This window comes from bacterium, from assembly GCA_016873475.1.
GTDB lineage: Bacteria > Krumholzibacteriota > Krumholzibacteriia > JACNKJ01 > JACNKJ01 > VGXI01.
Genome location: VGXI01000044.1, coordinates 1 through 18,889, shown reverse-complemented (window position 1 = coordinate 18,889; position 18,889 = coordinate 1). Strand labels below are relative to the sequence as shown.

The following is an 18,889-nucleotide window of genomic DNA, read 5'->3' as shown; positions in this document are numbered from 1 at the left end:
GGGGCCCAGTGTCGTAGCACGCTCACCGCCTCCTCTAGTTGCGTGCCGAGACACCGAGCCCGCCCGGCGACTCCCGCCGAGCTGGACACTCCCCCTGTGGGCAGCCCTCTGCGCGCGACTGGCGGGAACAAGTATAAAGCGCCGCGCGAGGCGCAGCAATTCAGGCAGGACCCCGCTGCGCGCCGAACCCCGCCGCAGCGTCCAGCACGCCGGCCAGGCGCCGGGCGAGGCCCGGCCGGCCGAAGCGCTCGAGCTCGTCCTCGCCGCGCGCGGGCAGCGTGCCGCGCTCGGCGATCAAGGCGAGGATCGCACGCGCAATGCCCGCCGCGTCCTCGGGCCTCACCGCGCGACCGCCGCTCACCGAGGCGACGAGGTCGGCCGTCGCCCCCGGCGCGGCGATGGCGAGGATGGGCCGCGCGGCGCGGATGTACTCGAAGGTCTTCGCGGGCACCTGCATGCGAAAGCTCTCGCCGTTCTGGAAGAGCAGCAGCGCGTGGCTGGCCGCCAGCTCGCCGGGGATCTCGCCGTGCGGCAGGAAGTCCACGACCTCCACCATCTGCGCCAGCGCCGGCGAGCGCATCTGGGCCGCGAACTGCGGCAGGCGCGTGTAGTCCCCGCTGCCGACGAGGCGCACGCGCACGGTCGCCGGATCGAGACGGCCGCTCTCGGCCAGGTCCCGCAGCGCGGCGAGGAAGGGATCCGGCACGCGCAGGTTGCGCAGCGGGAAGAACTCGCCCGTGTGCACGAAGCGGAAAGGCCCCTCCGCGGGCGGCGCGCCCGGCTCGGCCGCGAAGTCCTCGGGATCGAAGCCGTTCGTGATCACCACGAAGCGCTCCGCGGGCAGCTCCGGGTGCGCGGCGCGGAAGGCCGCGGCCAGCGGCTCCGTGTTGCAGATCACCGTGTGCGCGCGGCGCAGCACCCAGTGCTCCAGCCGACGGTTCCAGCGGCCCTTGCGCGCAGCTAGCCGCTCTTCCCGAAACTGCAACGTCCAGGGGTCGCGGAAGTCCACCACCCAGGGCCGGCGCGCGAGCCCCGCGAGCAGGCCGCCGATGAGGTGCGCCGTGGGCGGCGGGCTCGTGCTGTAGATCACGCGCGGCCGGTGGCGCAGGAGCGCCCACACGCCGATCGCGAGGCCCGGGCCCAGCCAGCCGCTGTAGCCGTCGGGCGTCGTGCAGAGATCGACGATGAGGGCGAGCGGCCCGCCGCGCTCGGCCTCGCCGCCGCCGGACTCCTCCGCGGCTTCCGGCGCCCGCGCCTTGCCGCCCCCGGGGGCGGGCGCGGGGCGCGGCGCCAGCCGCGCGGGCAGGCTCTTCAGCCAGAGCAGCAGGTCCAGCGGATTCCACACGGGCGAGCGGTGGACCGCCGTGCCGGCCGGCACCTCGGCGAGCAGGCGCGGGTCCATCCGCGGATGGCGGGTGCGCTGGAGCGTCAGCACCTGCGGCTGCCAGCCGAGCGCGGGCAGGTACTTGCTGAACTTGAGCGTGCGGAGCATGCCGCTTCCGCCCACGGGCGGATAGCCGTGGCTGATCATCAGCACCCTGCGCTTCATGCCCCCGTCCCCTCCCGGGCGCCGAGCGTGGCCGTCAGCCACGCGTCGATGACCTCGAGCAGGCGCTGCTGCGCGGCGTCGGGCGCGAACTCGTGGTTGCTCTCGGGAATAACGACCTTCGTGTAAGGCTTCGTGCGCCCGGCCAGACAGACCTGCTCGAAGTCGCCCTCGAAGTCGTAGCGCGCGCGCTCCTGCTCGCTGTAGATCCAGAGCATGGCGAGGCGCCGCTCGACCGCGTCGTAGGCGCGCAGGAAGTTGCGGTTCATGCCGGCGGGGATCTCGCGCTTGGCTGCCGGCGCCGGCGCGCGGCGGCCCGTGAGACGGCCCAGGCGCCGCGTGGCCGTCTTCCAGATCAGGCGGTACTCGCTCTTGCCGCTGAAGAAGTTTCGCCAGGCGGCCGGGTTCACGAGCTTCTTCAGGTAGAGCGTCAGAATGAAGTCCGAGTACTCGCCGCTAATTTGATCGGCGAAGTCCGCCTCCTGGTCCAGCACCTTGACCGGGAGCTGGAAGCCGATGAGGCCCGTCACGCGCGGATCGCGCTCGGCGGCGTAGAGGCCGGTGATCGCCCCGCCGCAGAGCCCGCAGGCGATGACCTCCCGCACGCCGCTCGCCGCGCAGAAGGCCGCCACCGCGTCCGTGGCGTTCTCGGCGAAGTGGCCGTTCTGCACGGCCTCGTGCAGGACGGGCACCTCGTCGCTGAAAAGCGTGCCCTCGGCGTCGCCCGTGCCGTGGAAGTCGAAGCGGTACACGAAGAGCCCGCGCTCGGTGAAGAAGCGCGCGAGCTTGAGGTGCAGCCGGTGCGGGCCGACGCGGTGCTTGAGGCCCGGGCTGCACAGCAGCACGCCCGGCGCGCCCGCGCGCGGCTGGGCCGGCCGGCTCAGAATACCGGGCAGGCGGTGGCCGCCGCTCGTGAAGACGAGGATCTCCTCGTCGAGGGCAGGCGCCGGCGTCTTCAGCAGCGGTTCGCTCACGCCGCGCCCTCCCCCCGCCAGCCGCCGCCGAACCAGGCGACCAGCGGATCGAAGAGCGCGGCGTCGCCGGCGGCGAAGCGCTTCTGCTCGCCCCAGAGCTGCGGGTAGACCAGCGTCGCCAGGCGCGAGGCCGGATGCGCCTCGAGTCGCGCGAAGACGGCGCGCGCCTCGGCGTCGGCGGGCGCGTCCTCGCGCCGCGTGAGCGCGAGCACGAGGCCGGGGCCGGCGAAGCTCGCGGCCTCGGCCTTGAGCGTCGCCAGCTCGTCCCAGAGCTGCGCGGAGAGCTGGTAGCCGTCCAGGTTGATCAGGCCCGTCTCGCGCATTTGGGCGAGCAGGGCCTCGCGATCCTGGCGCACCTCGCCGTAGATGCCGAGCTGCGTGGTCAGGCTGCTGCGCAGGGCCTTCATCAGGAAGTCGCCGCCCTCGGCCGCGGGGCCGACGAGGGCCAGCGAGGCGGCGCCGAGCACGCTCGCCTGATCGAGGGCCAGCGTGGCGCCGAGGCGAAAGCCGAAGAGGTGCAGCTCCTCGACGCCCTCGGCGGCGCGGAAGGCGGCGGCCGCGGCGGCCGCATCCTCGCGCAGCGTGGGGAGCGTCATCGCCTGCTGCTCGCGGTCGCTGTCGCCGTGCCCGCGGTGGTCCAGGCGCAGCACGGGCAGGCCGGCCGCGGCGAGCGCGCGCGCGAGCTGCGTGCTCGCGCGCTGCGTCCACAGCTTCTCCTCGGCGAAGGCGTGCAGCATGAGGACGCCGCTGCGTCCTCGGCGCTGCTCGGGCCGATGGGTAACCGTGAAGAGCTTTTCCCCGGCGACGGGGAGGAAAGCAAAGGTCTCCAAACGCCCTCTCACCCTTGGCGGCGGGCCTCCGGCCCACCGGGCTGGTGGCGGGCCCCGGCCCGCCGGGATCTAGAGTCGCTCGTTGTAGCGCTCGACGAGGTGCTGCAACTGACTCCAGTGGATGTGCCCCGCGCGCAGCTTGAGATTGAGCGCGTCGATCTGCTTGCGATCGGCCAGCGGGAGATCGTAGCTGATGTACTCGTAGGTGTTGAAGCGCATGTCGACCTGGCTCCAGCCGGCCGTGTTGCTCACGAAAGTCGGGTTGTCGCGGGTGCCCAGGTTGTAAGGCGCCCCGGCCGCCATCGTGATGAACTCGTTGGGCCACTGATCCTCGCCGCGGGCGGCGCGCTCGTAGTTCTGGATCGCGCCGAGCGCGCTGTCCATGGTGACCATGTTGACGCCGAACATCATGTAGTTCGGGCTGCTGTGGCCGCTGATGCCCACCGGGAAGAGCGCCGTCGCCTCGGTCTCCTCGAAGGCGTGCCCTTCGTGGTCCCAGGTCATGAAGGCGCCCTCGATCACGATCAGGCGCAGCTTGCCGCGCACGAAGGGCGAAGCCGCGAGCTGGCAGATGTTGTCGTAGCGCTCGACGTGCAGGTCGGCCGGCAGTTCCTGGCTGCCGAAGTGGTTCTTCATGCTGCCGGTCACGTAGGACTTGTGCCCCTTCTGGAGACCGATGGCGATGACGTGGTCGGCCTGGCTGAGCACGGTCGGGAAGCGGTGCGTGGTGTCGATGGCCGGGAAGTAGACGGTGGCGTTGCCATCCCAGGCGACGTTGACGTCGTTGACGTAGGCGACGTCCGAATTCCAGCGCGCGCGCCAGTAGTCGGGGAACTTGCGCACGACATCGAAGACCTTCATGTTCGCCGCCGAGACGCCGAACAGCTTCAGGCTCTCGATGACCGCGTAGGCCATCTCGCAGGTCTGGTTGGCGTTGTAGTCGTAGCTGTTCAGGTTCAGCTTGATGGCGATCTTGTGGCCCGGCTGATAGCCGACGAGCAGGTTCTGCCAGGCGCTGATCACGTTCTGCTGGCCGGTGAGGCTCGTGATGCCCCGCGCGAACATGTCGTTGTAGGCCGACTGCTTGACGTAGGCGCTGAAGTTCGGGTCGCTGAAGTTCCAGTCCTGCATGCTGCCGCAGTGGATCCGCACGAGGCGATTCGCCGGCGGCGCGCCCCAGGCTTCGGGCACGATGCCGAGCCCCGGCAAGGAGAGCGTGCCGAAGGCTCCGCCCGCCGCCAGCGCGCTCAGCTTGAGGAAGTCCCGCCGGTTGTAGTGCAGGATCTGCTCGGACGTCGGTCGGTAGCCGCGGGGCTCGTGCTCGCAATTCGGCTGTCTGGACATCGTGCGTTCGCCTCGTCTCGATCTGTGGTTGACGGTTTCGCACCCTGCCGTCAGCGGGACGCCAGGGGCCTCGCCTCACCCATCCGATCCACCGCTGCCCGTCCGGGACGCAACGCGGCGGCCGGCAGCGGGCCGCGTGTCGTCTGCGGGCTGACAATCATAGCAAAAAGCGGGCGGAAAACCACCAGCTATCGTGCGCTCTGGACGCCCGGGGCCCCTTCGGCAGCGGCGCTCCCGCCGGCGAGGGCCTTCAAGGACTCCTCGGTCTGCAACGCGAAGATCAAGGCTTCGCGGGCATAGAGGCGGTCCAGCGCCGTCGCCGAAGCGACGACCATGTACAGGAACCACTCGTGGGCCTTGACCGAGAACATCGTGTTGAAACAGAAGCCGATCAGGCTGATGCCAAGCGCCTCGGCCCAGAGGTACTCCGCGCCGTCCGGCTTGATGCGTTTGAATCGCTTCCAGTTGCGATAGAGGATCTGAAACGCGGTGATGATGATCCCCAGGTAGCAGACTCCGCCGATGATGCCGCCCTCGGCGAAGACCTTCACGATCGTGTTGTGCGCCTGGATCTTGCGGCCGGCGCCGAAGTCGTCGGAGAGGTCGGCGAAGTTGCCCGATCCGACCCCGATCAGCGGGCTCGACTTGAGCATCTGGTAGCCCGCCCACCAGGCCTCGAAGCGGTGCTGCACGCTCTCGTCCCGGCCGCTGAAGTCCTGGGCGTCTCCGCGCGTGAGCAGCAGCTTGCTGCCGAGGATGACGACGACGATCACGGCCGGTATCAGGAGCACCCAGCGGCCCATGCGCCCCAGCGCGCGACCGCGCAGGAGCGAGAGGCCCATCACGAGCGAGAGGCCGATCAGCCCGGCGCGGCTGAGCGTGCGCAGGTCCGCGTAGAGGAAGGCGATCAGGGGCAGCACGACGATCACCTTCGAGAAGGACCCCTTCTGGATGTCCATGAACTTGAAGGCGAGTGGCCAGGCGCAGACGGTGATCAGCGCCAGGTCGTTGGCGCCGCTGTAGGCGCCGTAGCTGCTCAGCCGGCCGCCGACCAGCTGCGGGTGCGGCAGCGGCTGCGTGTGATAGATGAAGATGGCGTGCCCGGCCAGCCAGGTCGCGGCCGCGAGGACGGCGCCCCAGTAGACCTTCAGGCGCTGCGTGCTGTTGACCTGGCTGGAGACCAGCTGATAGCCGATCAGGAAGACGCCCCTTTTCAGCGCGGTCTCGATGACCATCGGGACGTAGAAGAACTGCAGCACCGAAAGCACTTGAGCGATCACGAAGCCGGTGACAAAGTAGCTCAGGCGCGCGCGCGGGCGCAGCGGGTCCGGCTGCTTCGGCGTCAGGAGCCAGGCGAGCAGGCCCAGCAGCCCGACCAGGAAGAGCGGCCGCGACGGCGCCAGGGCCGGCCAGAGCACACCCGGCTGGAAGATGGCGAAGAAGCCGAAGATGACGGTCAGGACGTAGGCCACGGCGCTTCCTCGATCCGGCGGCGCGCGCCCGGGCCCGGCGGCCGGCGGCGCCCCTCCTTTCCTAACGCAAGATCGGCCCGCGGGCCAGGAAATTGAAGGGCATGAAGCTCGGAAAGCTGCGCCGGCTGACGAATCCCGAGGCCGGCCTCCCCCAGTTCCTGCTCACCCTGCTCGTGTTGGGCGCCTTCCTCGCCCTCTATCGCAGCGTGCTGCTGGGGCTCGTCCAGCAGTGGCTGGACGACGAGAACTACACCCACGGCCTCCTGGTGCCGCCGATCGCCGCCTTCCTGCTCTACCGCTGCCTGGATCGCCTGCCTCGCGTGGCGGAGCCCAGCCTGCGCGCGGCCCTGCCCTTCCTGCTGCCCGGGCTGGCGCTCTTCGTCGGCGGCACGGCGGCGGCCGAGCTCTTCACGCTGCGCCTGTCGATGCTCTTCCTCTTCTGGGCCATCGTGCGCGGCTTCTACGGCGTGCGCAGCTTCCGCGGCCTGCGCTTCCCGCTCTTCTTCCTCGTATTCATGATCCCGCTGCCCTACGTGTTCTTCTACCGCGTCGCCTTTCCGCTGCAGCTGCTCAGCGCCGAGGCGAGCGGCAAGGTGCTCGACTTCCTCGGCGTCGTCCACGTGCAGACGGGCAACATCATCCACCTGCGGGAGACGAGCCTGGACGTCGTCACCGCCTGCAGCGGCCTGCGCAGCCTGCTCGCGCTGATCACCTTCGCCGTCCTCGCGGCCGGCCTCTTTCCGATGCGGCGCGCCCTGCGCGCGCTGCTCGTCGTGCTCGCCGTGCCGATCGCGATGGCGACCAACGCCCTGCGCATCGTCCTCACCGCCGTGCTCGTCCACACCCACGGACGGAGCTTCCTCGAGGGCGCCCTCCACCAGGGGATGGGCCTGCTCACCTTCGGCATCGGCGTCGGCCTGCTCTTCCTGATCGGCGGAGGTTTCCGGTGGCAGCGGCCATCCGTGTGAGACTCGTGCTGCTGGTCGTGATCGGCGCCTGCCTGGGGCTGGGCCCGGCCCTGGCCGCGCGCAGCGGGCGCCACGTCTACCGCGCGCAGCTGGCGACGATTCCGCTGAGCGTGGGCGACATCACCGGCGTCGCAAGCCAGCTCGACGACGAGATCGCCGACGTGCTGAAGGCATCGCAGACGCTCAACCGCAACTACCGCCGGGGCGACGATCGCTACTGGCTCTTCGTCGGCTACTTCGCCCAGCAGCGCTTCGGCAGCCAGATCCACTCGCCGCGGCACTGCTACCCGGGCAGCGGCTGGAACATCCTCAGCGCCGCCAAGGGCGAGCGCCTCGGCGGGCCGAGCGGCGAGCTGCTCATCCAGCGCGACAAGGACCAGCGCGTGGTGCTCTACCAGTACCTCACCCGCAGTGGGGCGACGACCAGCGAGTTGCGCCTGAAGGTGGAGCTGACGCTCGGCGGCCTGCTCGGGCGGCCGCTCGACGCCGCCTTCATCCGCTACTCGACGCCGGTCGGGCCGGAGGAGAGCGCGGCGGCGGCCATGGAGCGCCTCGGCCGTTTCGCGCGCGAGGTCCAGCCGACCGTCCGGCCGGGCCTCCCCTTCTGACGAGCGAATTGCGAACCCGCGGCCTTTCGCGGTATCTTGGCAGGAGAGTCGCCTGTCCCGTCTCCGCGCCCGGAGGGAGGGATCGATGCGCCGCGTGCTGGGTGGTGTCCTCGTCGCGCTCCTGTTTGCAGCCGCCTGCACGCTGATCGAGCGCGACCGCTCGCCGACGCCGAATCGCCCGCCCGAGGCCTACCTCACCGGCGGCCCCGCCGACGGCGATCTCGACACCTTCTACCGCGTCCACTTCTTCTGGAGCGGCTTCGACCCCGACGGCCGCGTCGTCCGCTACGAGTGGTTGCTCAGCAACGACGAAGCGACAGGCGCCTTGATCATCGACGCCGACATCTACGCGCGCCTGGCCGCGCTCGGCTACACCTGGACCGCAACCACCGACTTCGACGGCGAGTTCGTCGTCAGCGCCGATCAGTTCCCCGACCTCGATTCGCCCGCCGACTCGATCTACTGGGAGCCCGATCCCCTGCGCTTCCACGCGCAGCACACGATGTTCTTGCGCACCGTGGACGACGACGGCGCCGTCTCCGCCTTGCCCGCGCACCGCACCTTCACGGCGACGACCCTGGCGCCCGAGGTCTGGATCACTCACCCCGTGGATCTCGTGGCGCCCGGCGGCTACGAGAGCTGCGCCGCCGACCTTCGCCTGCGCTGGGCCGGCCGGGACTCGCTGCAGGACGGCACGGTGATCGACCCCGACTCCAGCCGCTTCGCCCTCTTCACGCTGGCCGACCTGCCTCTGGACGAGGAGACCGGTCTCCTGCTCAGCCTTCCCGACAGCGCCTGGAGCCGCTGGCGCGGCTGGGGCGACGAGGACCCCGGCGGCGACGCGGGGGGTCGCCAGGCCCTGCTGCAGGATCTCACGCCCGCGGGCGGCGGCGACGACGCCGGCTACTACCAGTTCTTCGTCCAGGCCAAGGACGAGGCGGGCGCCGTGACCAGTCACTTCGAGGACGGCGTCAACCTGCGGCGGCTGCGCGTTGTGAACTCGCTGCGACCGCTGCTCCTGCTCCAGAGCCCGCTCTTCGGCCTGCGCGTCTGCAGCGGCGCGGAGAGCTACAGCCTCGCGGCGCCGGCTGCCCTGCCGATCGCGGTGAGCTGGCGCGGAACGGCGGAGGAGTACGGCAGCGAGATCGCCGGCTTCCGTTTCGGCTGGGACATCCAGGACCCCGCGAACGACGCCGAGTGGAGCGCCTGGTCGCTGGCCGCGACCAGCACCGAGGCCGCCTATCCGGATGGCGAGCACCGCCTGCGCGTGCAGTGCGCTGACCTCTCGGGCAATCGCAGCGAGGCGCAGCTCGACTTCTTCATCACGCCGCTCACGCTCGAGCGCGACCTGCTCGTCATCGACGACTACGACAACAGGTGGAGCGAGGACCCGCTGCAGGGCTGGCCCTCCGGCCCGCCCTACTTCTGGGGCGTTTTTTCGCTCTCGAACCTCGACCAGGAGAACTTCTGGCGCGAGTTGCTCGCCGACTACGCGGGCTACGAGCCCGCGATCGACTACCTCCGCCTGAGCGCCCTCCAGCCGGAGCCCGACCTCGCCCTGCTCGGCGCGTACGCCCGCGCAATCTGGGAAGTGAAGGAGGCGCAGCCTGGCGCATCCGGGCTCGCCCGTCTCGCGCGCTTCGTCGACCCCTACATGGTGAGCAGCGTTCCACAAGATTTGCTCTCGATCTGGCTCGCGGCCGGCGGGCGGCTGCTCCTCTGCGGCTCCCGGCCGCTGCACTGCCTGCTCCCGATCGACGGGGAGATGGGCGGTCCCGACTTCGAGCGCCGGCAGCCGATCGCCTTCCTGCGCGACCTGGGCCTGTCGATGGGCACCGCCGCCGAGTCCCAGGCCGCGGTGCAGCGCTTCCTGCCCTGGCGCTGGTACGGCCTCGACGCCAGCGCCCTGCCCGTGAACGCGGACCCGCGCGAACTGCCGGGCACCGGGGCGGACTGGCCGACCGACGCCAGCTACTGGGGCCTCGTCGGTGCGCGCCCCGAGCCCGCGAACCTGGCGGAGTTCGGCAACGCGCTGGGGTGGACGCCGCCGGATACCTTGCGCTTCCGCCCCGAGGTCTACGACTGGTTTGCGGATGCGGCGTCCGTCTTCGCGCCGACTGCCGACTGCTGGGGGCTGTCGGATGCGGAGGTCTACAACTGGGACTGGCAGGCCGGCGCCTACGCGCCGCCGCTAGCGTATCGCCCCAGTGCGTACCGGCCGCTCGCCTACTACCTGCCCGCGGACTCGACGACCCGCTGGGGCAGCGCGCCCGCCGAGGAGCACCCGGCGACCACGCCCGGTGGCGCGCACTACTGCGAGAGCTGCTATGCGCTGGGTGCCGGCGGGCAGCACGCCCTCGCCGTCGTCGGCCTCGGCGCGCCGGAGACGCCCAGCGTGCTGCTCGGCCTGACGCCCTACTACCTCGAGGACGCGGCGGCGCGCGGCTTGATCGGCCACATCCTCACCGATATCATGGCGCTGTCTCGCTGAAAGGAGCGACCATGATCCTGGCCCGGCGATTCGTTCTCGCCTTCCTCGTTCTCGCCGCCTTCGCTGCCGGCTTCGGCTGCGCGCCGGGGCCGCAGGGCAGCCGCGAGCGGCCGCTCAGCCGCATCGAGGCGATCCAGCTCGCCGTCTCGCTCGCGAACGCCGAGTGCCAGGAGCGCTACCAGTACGCGCCCTTCAGCGAGTCCAGCTACACGATCAGTCAGGCCGGCGAGCGCTGGATCTGGGGCGGTCTCGATCTCGTCGGAGAGGGCGGCTTCTCGGCGCGGGTGGAGTTCGACGCCCGGGGCGGCGACCGCCAGGTCGAGGTCTACTACAGTACGGACGCTCTGCGACCGCTCGACTAGTAGCGGTAGTCGTAGTAGTCGTAGGAGTAGTAGTAGGGCAGCACCTGCGTGGCGTTGTTCACCAGCGTGCCGACCACCTGGATGCGCAGGTCGCGCAGGATGTCGACCGCGCGCTTGACGACGTCGCGCTGCGTCACCCCGGCCATCAGCACGAAGATGACGCCGTCGGTCTCGGCGGCGATCTGCGCGGCGTCGCTCACCGGCAGCACCGGCGGCGAGTCCAGGATCACCGTGTCGAAGTAGAACTTCAGTTCGCTGAGGATGTTCGCCAGGCGGTCCGCCTGGAGCAGGCCGGTCGGGCTCGCCACGCGCTTGCCGCAGGTAACGACCTTGAGGTTCTCGAAGCGGGTGTCCTTGACCGTCTCGATGATGTTGCGCTCGCCGAGCAGGGCGTCCGCGAAGCCGTCGCGCGCGGGCAGCTCGAAGAACTCGTGCACGCGCGGGCGACGGAGGTCGGCGTCCAGAAGCAAGGTCTTCGTGTTTCGGTAGCGGGCGATCGTGATCGCCATCATTGCCGCCGCCGTCGACTTGCCCTCGCCTTCCATCGCGCTCGTCATCAGGAAGCTGTGCTTGTTCTCCTGCTTCATGTGGTAGCTGAGCTTGGCGTAGCTGCGGCGGAACTCCACCGCCACCGGGCTCTCCTCCTGGTAGACGCTGTAGATGCTCTGCGCTTCCTGGCCCGCACCCGGAATGGCCTCGTTGTTGCGCCCGTTGGCGGGGTGGCCGCCGCGCTCGCCCGCGCCCCGCTTCTCGCGCCGGGGCTGGGTGCTCGACTCGGCGCCCCCTGCGCCCTTGGGCTGCTCGTCAGGGAGGACCGTGCTCACAGCAACATCTCCTCGGCGGCCGCGCGATCGATCTGCAGCTCGATGCGCGAGTTCATGCCCTTGATGAAGACCATCGCCCCGGCCATTGCCATCGTGTAGACGATCATCGCGAGAACCCAGAGCAGCGTGTTCTTGCGCCGCTGCTGGCGCGCCTTGCCCGGCCCGCGGGCCAGCGGCGGAATCGTGCCCAGCACCGGCACGCCCAGGAAGGCCTCGATGTCCTTGACATCGCCGAAGGACCGGTTGAAGAACTGGGTCAGGAAGATCACCGCCAGGCCGGTCGCGAGGCCCATCACCACGAAGATTGCCTGCAGCCGCCCCTTGTTCGGCTTCGCCGGCTTGATGGGCTTGACCGCGTAGTCCCGGATATCGATGCGCGTGGCGAGCTGGTTGGCCTGGATCGCCCGCGCGATCTGGGCGCTCGTCGACTGTTGCTGGAAGACCTCGAAGAACTCGCGGTTCTTGTTCACCTCGGCCTGCCGGCGGTCGAGCTCCGTCTGGTAGGCCGGCTGGCCGCCCACGTTCTGGCGGTAGTTGTTCACGTAGCGGCTGAGCGTGTCGACGATCTCCTGAAAGCTGCTCACCAGCATCAGCCGGTAGTAGTAGCTCACGATCAGCTCGCGCTCGGGCGGCGAGTTGCTGGCGTAGACCTGGCCCACGAGCACGCTGAGGCGATCGCGGTAGGCCTGGCGATCGGCGCCGACGCTCGCGTCCTCGACCAGATCCGTCAGCGATTCCGCGCGGCGCACCTGCTGGCCGAGGTAGGTGATCAGGTTCTGCAGCATGCTGTGGATCTGCTTGTTGTTGAGCGCCCGCAGATCGCGGTCCGAGAGCAGGCGGTCGCTGGTGGGCACGACACCGAAGCGCGTGCGCAACTGGCTGCGCACCGCGTCCACCTGGCTCTCGATGTTGGTCAACTCCTGCTCGTAGGTCCGCATGATCTCCTGGGCGAGGAGCACGTTGGTCGCACCCACGGGGTTGCCTTCGGCCAGGGTCTGCTGCTGGGTCCCCTGGAAGCGCTCGAGCTCGGTCTCGGCGCGGTTGAGCTTCTCCTTGTAGATGGCGACCTGCTCGTCGCTGAAGTCGCCCTTGGCCGTCACCTCGGCCAGCTCGCGCTGGCGGCGCGTCTCGACGAACTTCTGCGTGAGCACGCGGTTCAGCAGGTAGGCGGTCGTGGGATCCCCGTCTTCGCAGCGGATGTTGAAGACCGCCCCCGAGCCCAGGCGCACCTCGGTGCGCTCGCGGATCTCCTCGGCGACGAGGCGCCGCACGACGTCTTCGAGGTCGGCGCCGGCGAGCGGGCCGTCCACCAGGCGCTCCCCCTTCTCGCGCAGGATGGGCGTCTCGTCCATTCCCAGGAGCGCGATCACCTCGTTGAGGAAGTCCTGGTTGCGCAGGTCCGCCTGCACCTGGGCGAGGTCGGCCACCTCCTGGCGCCGGCCCACCTCCTGGTCGAGCAGCAGCGAGAGATCGCGCGTGAAGTTGGCGTCGGTGCCGATGGCCACGGAGCTGGTCGCGACATAGGTGGGCGGAATCGTGTTCACGCCCAGGGCGCCGATGCCCCAGGCGATGACCAGAGGGATCAGCACGATGTGCTTCTTGCGCCAGATCAGGCGCGGGTACTGGAGGGGGTCGAATTCCTTCTTCTTCCCCTGCCCCAGAAGCTCTTTGAGGAGATCCTCGGTAGCCATCGACTCTCCTTGGCAATCCGCCGCCCGCCGCTGCGGGCTCCTAGGACCCTTCCCGCGCCGGAGGGCGTCGCGCGAGGAGCCCGCGCACGGCCTCCTCCGTCGCAGGGAGCGTGCCGAGCAGGGAGTCTGCCCGCGCCTCCAGGGCCAGGGAAACCCCGGCCTCCTCGCTGCCCGGCAGCCGCCGCGTGTTCCGCCGGCAGGCCTCGAAGAGCCTGGCCAGGGAGCGCGCCGCGAAGCGAGGCTCGCCTCGCTCCGCCCAGACCCTCGCCACCGCGAGCTGGGCCTCCATGCCGTAGGGCGTGGTGGGCAGCTCCGTCGCCGCGACCTCCCAGCGCTGGCGAGCCGCATCCCAGGTGCCGAGCCGCGCCTCGTAGTGGCCCCAAAGATAGAGCAGCTCGGCCCGATCCTCGCGCGTCCGGACGCGCCGGTGCAAGTGCTCGAGCCGAGACGGCAGCTCGCCCAGGCGCCCCTGCCGGAGGAGGACCCGAAGGTACTCCAACCCCGCCGGAACCGCCGCCTCGCTGTCGCCGGCGGCGAGCCCAACGAGGACAGCCTCTCCTTCCGCCGCCCGCTCGAGCCGCGCGATGAGCAGGCGCGCCCGCTGCAACTCCGCGCGCCCCGGCTCCCGAGTCGGGAAACCGCGGGCGAGTTCCGCCAGCGCCGCCTCGGCGTCTTCCCAGCGGCCCAGGCGGGGCGCGGTCTCCGCCCAGGTGTGGAGCCCCTGATAGGCGGGCTCCTGGCCGGCGTAGTCTCGCCGCAGGCGGCCGAGGAACTCGCTCAGCCGCCCGGCGACCTCGGCCTTCAGCAGCGAATCGCCAGCCGCCAGCGCCAGGTCCGCCAGCTGGGGGCACAGGCCGAGCAGCTCGGCGTCGGGATAGGCCGCGTCGCCTGGCTCGAGGCCGGGCGCGAGACCCACGAGCAGGCTGCCCAGAACCGCGGCCGCCTCCCGCCGCCGGCCCAGCTCGCGCAGGTAGCCGGACAGGGTCACCCGCAGGCGCCGCTCGGCCAGGGCCCCGAGCGGCAGATCCTCGCGCAGGCAGCTGCCCAGCAGCGCGAGGGCCGCCTCCCGCTCGCCGAGCTCCCAGTGGATGGCCGCCGCCCCCAGGGCGGCCATCGCTCCCACGCGGGCGATCTTCGCCGACGGCGCCTCGCGCTGATCCGCGGGCAGCGGCCGGGGCAGAGCCGTCGCCGGATAGGCCCGCGCCACGGCCAGGTAGTCCGCCAAACAGGCCTGGGCCCGCGCGTGACTCGGATAGATGTCCAGGCGCTCCTGCGCGCGCAGCGCCTGCCAGTAGGCGCGCTGGGCAGCGTGGAGCCGGCCGTACTCGGCCCCACTCTCGCCGCCGCAGCCGCTCGCGAAGAGTGCCGCCGCGATTGGGGCCCAGCGCCAGCGGGCGCTCACGCGCCTCCCGTCGCGCCCTCGCCCCCCGGCGCGCGGCCGCGCCGCCTGGCGGTCCGCCGTGTCTGCTTGCGATAGTGGCTGGGGAAACGCTGGCGAAGGTAGGCCTCTACCGCCTCCAGGCTGCGCAGTTCCAGATCGAATTCCCCGCGCAGGAAGTAGTCGCATTCGCCGAACTTGTGCTCCCGGCAGACCTGCGGACGCGTGTCGTAGATGCCGCAGGTGTAATCGGCCTGGAGCTGCTCGCAGGGCGTAGCGAAGACGACGAACCAGGACCCGGCGTCCTTGAATACCCAGGTCTGCTTGTGCGCGCAGTACCAGCGGATGTTCTCGAAGTCGGCGAGCGTGGTCGGTGCGTCGATCTCGATGGCCATGTAGGTGCAGCAGGTCGCGCGGCAGCGCTGGCAGGTCGCCAGGATCTGGCCGGGGGGCATGCGGTCCGGGCGCTGGGGAATCGGATCCTTGGGGTCGAACATCCTGTCCGTCCGGGAAGGCCGGCCGCTGGCGCGGGACCGGGGCGAGTCCGCTCGCGCGGGGGGTTCGATCCGCGCGCCGCCGGGCACTATAGTCGAAGCCCGCGCAGGGGACAACCGTCTTGGCCGCGGCGCTCAGAGGGAAGACGGGCTGTCCGGGTCCTCCGGCAGATCGGCGTAGTGCTGATCGGCGCGCGGGCGCTGGTCCATCGGCCGGGCCATCAGGCTCGTGCGCCAGCGCTGGCGGAAGGCCTCGCGCTCGTCCTTGGGGCCGTACTCGAAGTACTCACAGCAGTGGAAGATCTCGCGGATGTCCCGCGGCCGCAGGTTCTGGCCGAGCCGGCCGTGCAGACAGTAGCCGCGCGAGCCGTTGCTCATGTCGCGCGCCATGCCCGAGAAGAGGAAGTACTGGCAGTTGCCGCAGGAGAGGATCTCGGCGCCCTGCTCGTCGAGCTGGGCCTGCAGGCACTGGAAGCTGTCGTAGTGGTCGTAGCCGCGGCCCTCGGCGAGGACCTCGCTCCTGACCATGAGCAGCGAGGCGATGTCGAAGCTCTTCAGTTCGAGGAAGAGCTCGCCGCCGCGGCCGGGCAGCTCGGCCTCGCGGCGCTTCTTCATCAGGAAGGGCGAGAAGTAGGAGAGCGTCCCTGTGAACTCCTGCCCCTTCTTGCGAACGCGCACGAGTTTTTCGCGGATCATCGCAGCCTCCCCGCACGGACGGCCCTCTTTTCCCCCCTGGGGCCTGCCTTGGCAAGACTTTTCTTCAAGCCAGTCTCACATCTCAAAGCCTGACTTTGGGTTAGGAAGTGGCCACCCCAAGATCTTGTGCGGGCGGCCGGCGAGGACCACGGGGGGCGGGGCGGTCGGGTTGGAACGATCCTGGCATTGCCGTCCGGCGCCCCTGCCAGGGCAGCCGTGAGGTCCGCATGTCCCCGGATGAGCGAGAGTTCGACCCCCTGCCCACCGCCTGCCAGGCGCTGGCCGAGCTCGCTGCGGCCCTGCAGGCCGCCGGCCCCGCCGCCGAGCAGCTCGCCGGCTGCCTCACCCCGCTGGCGGCGCTGAGCGGCCGCGCGGGCGTGGCGCTCTATCTCCGTGCGGAGAGCGGCGAACTCGAGCGGCGCGCCCGGCTCGGCGAGGGCGTCCCCTTCCCGCAGCAGCTCCCTCTGCCGCCGCCCTGGCCCGCGCTGGCGCCCAGCGCCGGCCCCACGCTGCGCGCGATCGCCCGGGAGGACGCCGGGGAGCGCCCCCTCGCCGAGGCGCTCGCCGCCCCCGGCGATCCGCCGGCGCTGCTGCTCGCGTTCGGCGGTCCCGGCCCGGCGGCCGGGCTCTGCCTCTTTGCCGGGGCCGGCGCGACCGCTCTCGCCGGTCCAGCCGCGGCCTCGCTGGTCCAGGCCGGCGCGCTACTCGGATTCTGGCAGGAAGCACAGCGGTTGCGCGCGGAAGCGCGCGTGGTTCGGCAGCGCTTCCAGGATCTCAGCCTGAGCAGTGCCGATCACATCTGGGAGCTCGATGCGCAGGGCCGCTACTGCTACAACAGCGACGGCGTGCGCCTGCTGCTCGGCTACCGGCCGGTCGAGATGTCCGGCCGCCGGCCGCTCGACTTCGTCCATCCCGAGGACCGCGGTCGCCTGCGTCGCGTGATGGCTCAGGCCCGCACGCGGCGCGAGCCCCTGTCCGAACTGGTGCACCGCGCCCTCGGCGCCGACGGGGACGAGATCTACGTCGAGAGCCGGGCCATTCCCATCCTCGGCACTGCGGGCGAGCTGCTCGGCTACCGCGGCGTCGATCGCAACATCACCGACTGGTTCCAGGCCAAGCGCGTGCTCGAAGAGACGATCACCGGCACCTGCGAGGCCCTCAGCCGCATGGTCGAGCTGCGGGATCCCTATACGAAAGGCCACTCGGTGCGCGTGGCGACCCTGGCCGTCTTCCTCGCCCGGCGCCTGGGCCGCTCCCCCTACGAGCTGCGCGGCCTGCAGCTCATGGGCCTGCTGCACGACATCGGCAAGGTGGGGATCCCGACGGAGATCCTCTCCAAGCCGGGGCGCCTCGGCCCCGAGGAGCTGGAGCTGATGCGCCAGCATCCGCAGATGGGTTACGAGATCCTGCGCGACATCAGCTTTCCCTGGCCCGTGGCGGCCGCCGTGCTGCAGCACCATGAGCGCCTCGACGGCTCGGGCTACCCGCAGGGGCTCACGGGCAACGAGCAGATGTGGCAGGTGCGCGTGCTCGCCGTGGCCGATCTGCTCGAGGCGATGGCCACGGATCGTCCATACCGGCCCGGTCTGGGGCCCGATCTCGCGCTCAAGGAGCTGCGGCAGCAGCGCGGCCAGCTCTACGACGCGGAAGTCGTCGATGCCGTCCTCGCGGCGGCGGCCACCGGTGAGCTGGCGGAGCTGCTGGCCGCCAGCCCGCCGGTGGGGCCGGCCGAGCGCGAGGGGCTCGCCAGGGAGGCTGTCCACGCCCGACCGGCACCCGCGCGCGAGCCGCTTCCCGCCCGCTAGGGCCGTTTCCGCCTCCCTGCCGCTTCCCCTCGCCCTCCGATCGCCTATATTGTCGGTCGCACCGGCCAATCGGATCTGCAGATCGACAGCGCCGAGAAGGCGCCGGCGAAGGAGGGCAGCGTGGCGAGCAAGATGGAGTTCGGGCCCCGGCGGGCGAGCTACCAGGTCATCACCGAGACGATGGGCAAGGGCCCGCTCGGGCCGGCCGAGCTGGCGGCCTTCGAGCGCTACGACCTCATCTACCGCAGCCTCTGCGCCGTGCTCTTCAACTACGTGCCGACCAGCGGGCACCCCGGCGGCTCCATCTCCTCGGGCCGTTTCGTCGCCGGGCTCGCCTTCAGCGCCCTCGACTACGATTTCGCCGATCCCGAGCGCGACGACAACGACCTCATCTCCTATGCCGCCGGCCACAAGGCGATGGGCCTCTACGCGATGTGGGCGCTGCGCAACGAAGTCGCCCGCCTCGCCGCGCCGGGCCTGCTGCCCACCGATCTGCGGCGTCAGCTGCGCATGGAAGACCTGCTCGGCTTCCGCCGCAACCCAGCGACGACCCTGCCCCTCTTCACGCAGCACAAGGCCAAGGCCCTGGACGGCCACCCGACGCCGACGATGCCCTTCCTGCGCCTCGCGACCGGCGCCTCGGGCGTGGGCGTGGCCTCTTCGGTGGGTCTCGCCTTCGGCGCCCGCGACGCCTTCGGCGCGGATGCGCCGCGCGTGCACCTCGTGGAGGGTGAGGGCGGCATGACGCCCGGCCGCGTCGTCGAGGCGATGGCCGCGGCCAGCGCCAGCGGCCTGGACAACTGCTTCCTGCACGTCGACTGGAACCAGGCCTCGATCGACTCCAACCGCGTCTGTCGCGAGGGCGCCGCGCCCGGCGACTACGTCCAGTGGGATCCGCGCGAGCTGGCCTGGCTGCACGACTGGAACCTCATCGAAGTCGCCGACGGCTTCGACCTCCAGCAGGTGCACGCCGCGCAGGCGGCGGCGCTCGCCATGGCGAACGGGCAGCCGACGGCGGTGGTCTACCGCACGGTGAAGGGCTGGCAGTACGGCATCGAAGGCCGCGGCTCCCACGGCGCCGGCCACAAGTTCTGCTCGGACGAGTTCTACGCGACGATCGCGCCGCTCTTCGCGGGCAGCGGCCTGACGCCCCCGCGCTGCGCGGCAAATGACAGCGCCGAGGCCAAGGAGGCCTGCTACTGGGAGACCCTGCTCGCAATCCGCACGCTGATCGGTCGCGAGGACGGCATGCTGAAGACGCTGGGCGCGCGCCTAGCGGCCGCGCAGCAGCGCCTGAACACCCGCGGCCGCAAGCTGCGCGCGGGCGCGGGCGACATCGCGGCCCTGCACGCGGCCGCCAAGAGCGCGCCGATCGAGATCCCGGCGGAGATCGCCCCCAAGATCGG

The 18,889-nt window shown here is 70.9% G+C and carries 16 protein-coding genes; 6 read left to right on the top strand and 10 right to left on the bottom strand.

The features are described from left to right. Nucleotides 1-160: 160 nt before the first annotated feature. From FJ251_05715 to FJ251_05695, 5 genes are all read right to left on the bottom strand, one after another. Nucleotides 161-1,549: a glycosyltransferase family 4 protein gene (locus tag FJ251_05715; protein MBM4117231.1), complete on the bottom strand. Its 1,389-nt coding sequence runs from the start codon at nucleotides 1,547-1,549 to the stop codon at nucleotides 161-163. Then, nucleotides 1,546-2,520 (bottom strand): hypothetical protein, encoded by a 975-nt coding sequence (locus FJ251_05710; GenBank protein MBM4117230.1) that lies wholly within the window; start codon nucleotides 2,518-2,520, stop codon nucleotides 1,546-1,548. The genes FJ251_05715 and FJ251_05710 overlap by 4 nt, the downstream gene beginning before the upstream one ends. Beyond that, entirely contained in the window at nucleotides 2,517-3,362 is an 846-nt protein-coding gene (locus FJ251_05705) for an alpha/beta fold hydrolase (GenBank protein ID MBM4117229.1), read from the bottom strand. Before FJ251_05705 ends, FJ251_05710 begins: the two co-directional genes overlap by 4 nt. Before the next feature lie 57 nt (nucleotides 3,363-3,419). Then, on the bottom strand, nucleotides 3,420-4,694 hold the full coding sequence (locus FJ251_05700) for a DUF362 domain-containing protein (GenBank protein MBM4117228.1): 1,275 nt from the start codon (nucleotides 4,692-4,694) through the stop codon (nucleotides 3,420-3,422). Between the two features lie 188 nt (nucleotides 4,695-4,882). Then, nucleotides 4,883-6,166 (bottom strand): O-antigen ligase family protein, encoded by a 1,284-nt coding sequence (locus FJ251_05695; GenBank protein MBM4117227.1) that lies wholly within the window; start codon nucleotides 6,164-6,166, stop codon nucleotides 4,883-4,885. A gap of 101 nt (nucleotides 6,167-6,267) precedes the next feature. Here FJ251_05695 and FJ251_05690 point away from each other — a divergent pair, with 101 nt between their 5' ends. The 4 genes from FJ251_05690 to FJ251_05675 all read left to right on the top strand — a co-directional run bounded on the left by FJ251_05690 (nucleotide 6,268) and on the right by FJ251_05675 (nucleotide 10,595). Further along, on the top strand, nucleotides 6,268-7,134 hold the full coding sequence (locus tag FJ251_05690; GenBank protein ID MBM4117226.1) for an exosortase/archaeosortase family protein: 867 nt from the start codon (nucleotides 6,268-6,270) through the stop codon (nucleotides 7,132-7,134). Beyond that, nucleotides 7,113-7,742, top strand: a complete 630-nt coding sequence (gene epsI / locus FJ251_05685) for an EpsI family protein (protein ID MBM4117225.1) — start codon at nucleotides 7,113-7,115, stop codon at nucleotides 7,740-7,742. The genes FJ251_05690 and epsI overlap by 22 nt, the downstream gene beginning before the upstream one ends. A gap of 85 nt (nucleotides 7,743-7,827) precedes the next feature. Next, nucleotides 7,828-10,233, top strand: coding sequence for a hypothetical protein (locus tag FJ251_05680; GenBank protein MBM4117224.1), 2,406 nt, complete (start codon nucleotides 7,828-7,830; stop codon nucleotides 10,231-10,233). A gap of 11 nt (nucleotides 10,234-10,244) precedes the next feature. Beyond that, on the top strand, nucleotides 10,245-10,595 hold the full coding sequence (locus tag FJ251_05675) for a hypothetical protein (GenBank protein MBM4117223.1): 351 nt from the start codon (nucleotides 10,245-10,247) through the stop codon (nucleotides 10,593-10,595). Here the strand turns inward: FJ251_05675 and FJ251_05670 are convergent. From FJ251_05670 to FJ251_05650, 5 genes are all read right to left on the bottom strand, one after another. Continuing rightward, nucleotides 10,592-11,419, bottom strand: a complete 828-nt coding sequence (locus FJ251_05670; GenBank protein MBM4117222.1) for a CpsD/CapB family tyrosine-protein kinase — start codon at nucleotides 11,417-11,419, stop codon at nucleotides 10,592-10,594. The two genes, FJ251_05675 and FJ251_05670, sit on opposite strands and share 4 nt — an antisense overlap. Continuing rightward, nucleotides 11,416-13,110 (bottom strand): hypothetical protein, encoded by a 1,695-nt coding sequence (locus tag FJ251_05665; GenBank protein ID MBM4117221.1) that lies wholly within the window; start codon nucleotides 13,108-13,110, stop codon nucleotides 11,416-11,418. The genes FJ251_05670 and FJ251_05665 overlap by 4 nt, the downstream gene beginning before the upstream one ends. 40 nt (nucleotides 13,111-13,150) lie before the next feature. After that, on the bottom strand, nucleotides 13,151-14,512 hold the full coding sequence (locus tag FJ251_05660; protein ID MBM4117220.1) for a hypothetical protein: 1,362 nt from the start codon (nucleotides 14,510-14,512) through the stop codon (nucleotides 13,151-13,153). Next, nucleotides 14,509-14,985: a YkgJ family cysteine cluster protein gene (locus tag FJ251_05655; protein MBM4117219.1), complete on the bottom strand. Its 477-nt coding sequence runs from the start codon at nucleotides 14,983-14,985 to the stop codon at nucleotides 14,509-14,511. Before FJ251_05655 ends, FJ251_05660 begins: the two co-directional genes overlap by 4 nt. A 132-nt stretch (nucleotides 14,986-15,117) precedes the next feature. Continuing rightward, nucleotides 15,118-15,678, bottom strand: a complete 561-nt coding sequence (locus FJ251_05650; GenBank protein ID MBM4117218.1) for a hypothetical protein — start codon at nucleotides 15,676-15,678, stop codon at nucleotides 15,118-15,120. 227 nt (nucleotides 15,679-15,905) lie between these two features. Here FJ251_05650 and FJ251_05645 point away from each other — a divergent pair, with 227 nt between their 5' ends. Next, nucleotides 15,906-17,483: an HD domain-containing protein gene (locus FJ251_05645; GenBank protein ID MBM4117217.1), complete on the top strand. Its 1,578-nt coding sequence runs from the start codon at nucleotides 15,906-15,908 to the stop codon at nucleotides 17,481-17,483. Between the two features lie 120 nt (nucleotides 17,484-17,603). Then, nucleotides 17,604-18,889 (top strand): hypothetical protein (locus tag FJ251_05640; protein ID MBM4117216.1); only part of this gene is annotated, 1,286 nt, incomplete at its 3' end.

Bases quoted from the DNA above. Each gene is read 5' to 3' on its own strand.
- FJ251_05675 (MBM4117223.1), top strand. From the start codon at position 10,245: ATGATCCTGGCCCGGCGATTCGTTCTCGCCTTCCTCGTTCTCGCCGCC.
- FJ251_05645 (MBM4117217.1), top strand. From the start codon at position 15,906: ATGTCCCCGGATGAGCGAGAGTTCGACCCCCTGCCCACCGCCTGCCAG.
- FJ251_05680 (MBM4117224.1), top strand. From the start codon at position 7,828: ATGCGCCGCGTGCTGGGTGGTGTCCTCGTCGCGCTCCTGTTTGCAGCC.
- FJ251_05700 (MBM4117228.1), bottom strand. From the start codon at position 4,694: ATGTCCAGACAGCCGAATTGCGAGCACGAGCCCCGCGGCTACCGACCG.
- FJ251_05665 (MBM4117221.1), bottom strand. From the start codon at position 13,110: ATGGCTACCGAGGATCTCCTCAAAGAGCTTCTGGGGCAGGGGAAGAAG.
- FJ251_05655 (MBM4117219.1), bottom strand. From the start codon at position 14,985: ATGTTCGACCCCAAGGATCCGATTCCCCAGCGCCCGGACCGCATGCCC.
- FJ251_05690 (MBM4117226.1), top strand. From the start codon at position 6,268: ATGAAGCTCGGAAAGCTGCGCCGGCTGACGAATCCCGAGGCCGGCCTC.
- FJ251_05715 (MBM4117231.1), bottom strand. From the start codon at position 1,549: ATGAAGCGCAGGGTGCTGATGATCAGCCACGGCTATCCGCCCGTGGGC.
- FJ251_05650 (MBM4117218.1), bottom strand. From the start codon at position 15,678: ATGATCCGCGAAAAACTCGTGCGCGTTCGCAAGAAGGGGCAGGAGTTC.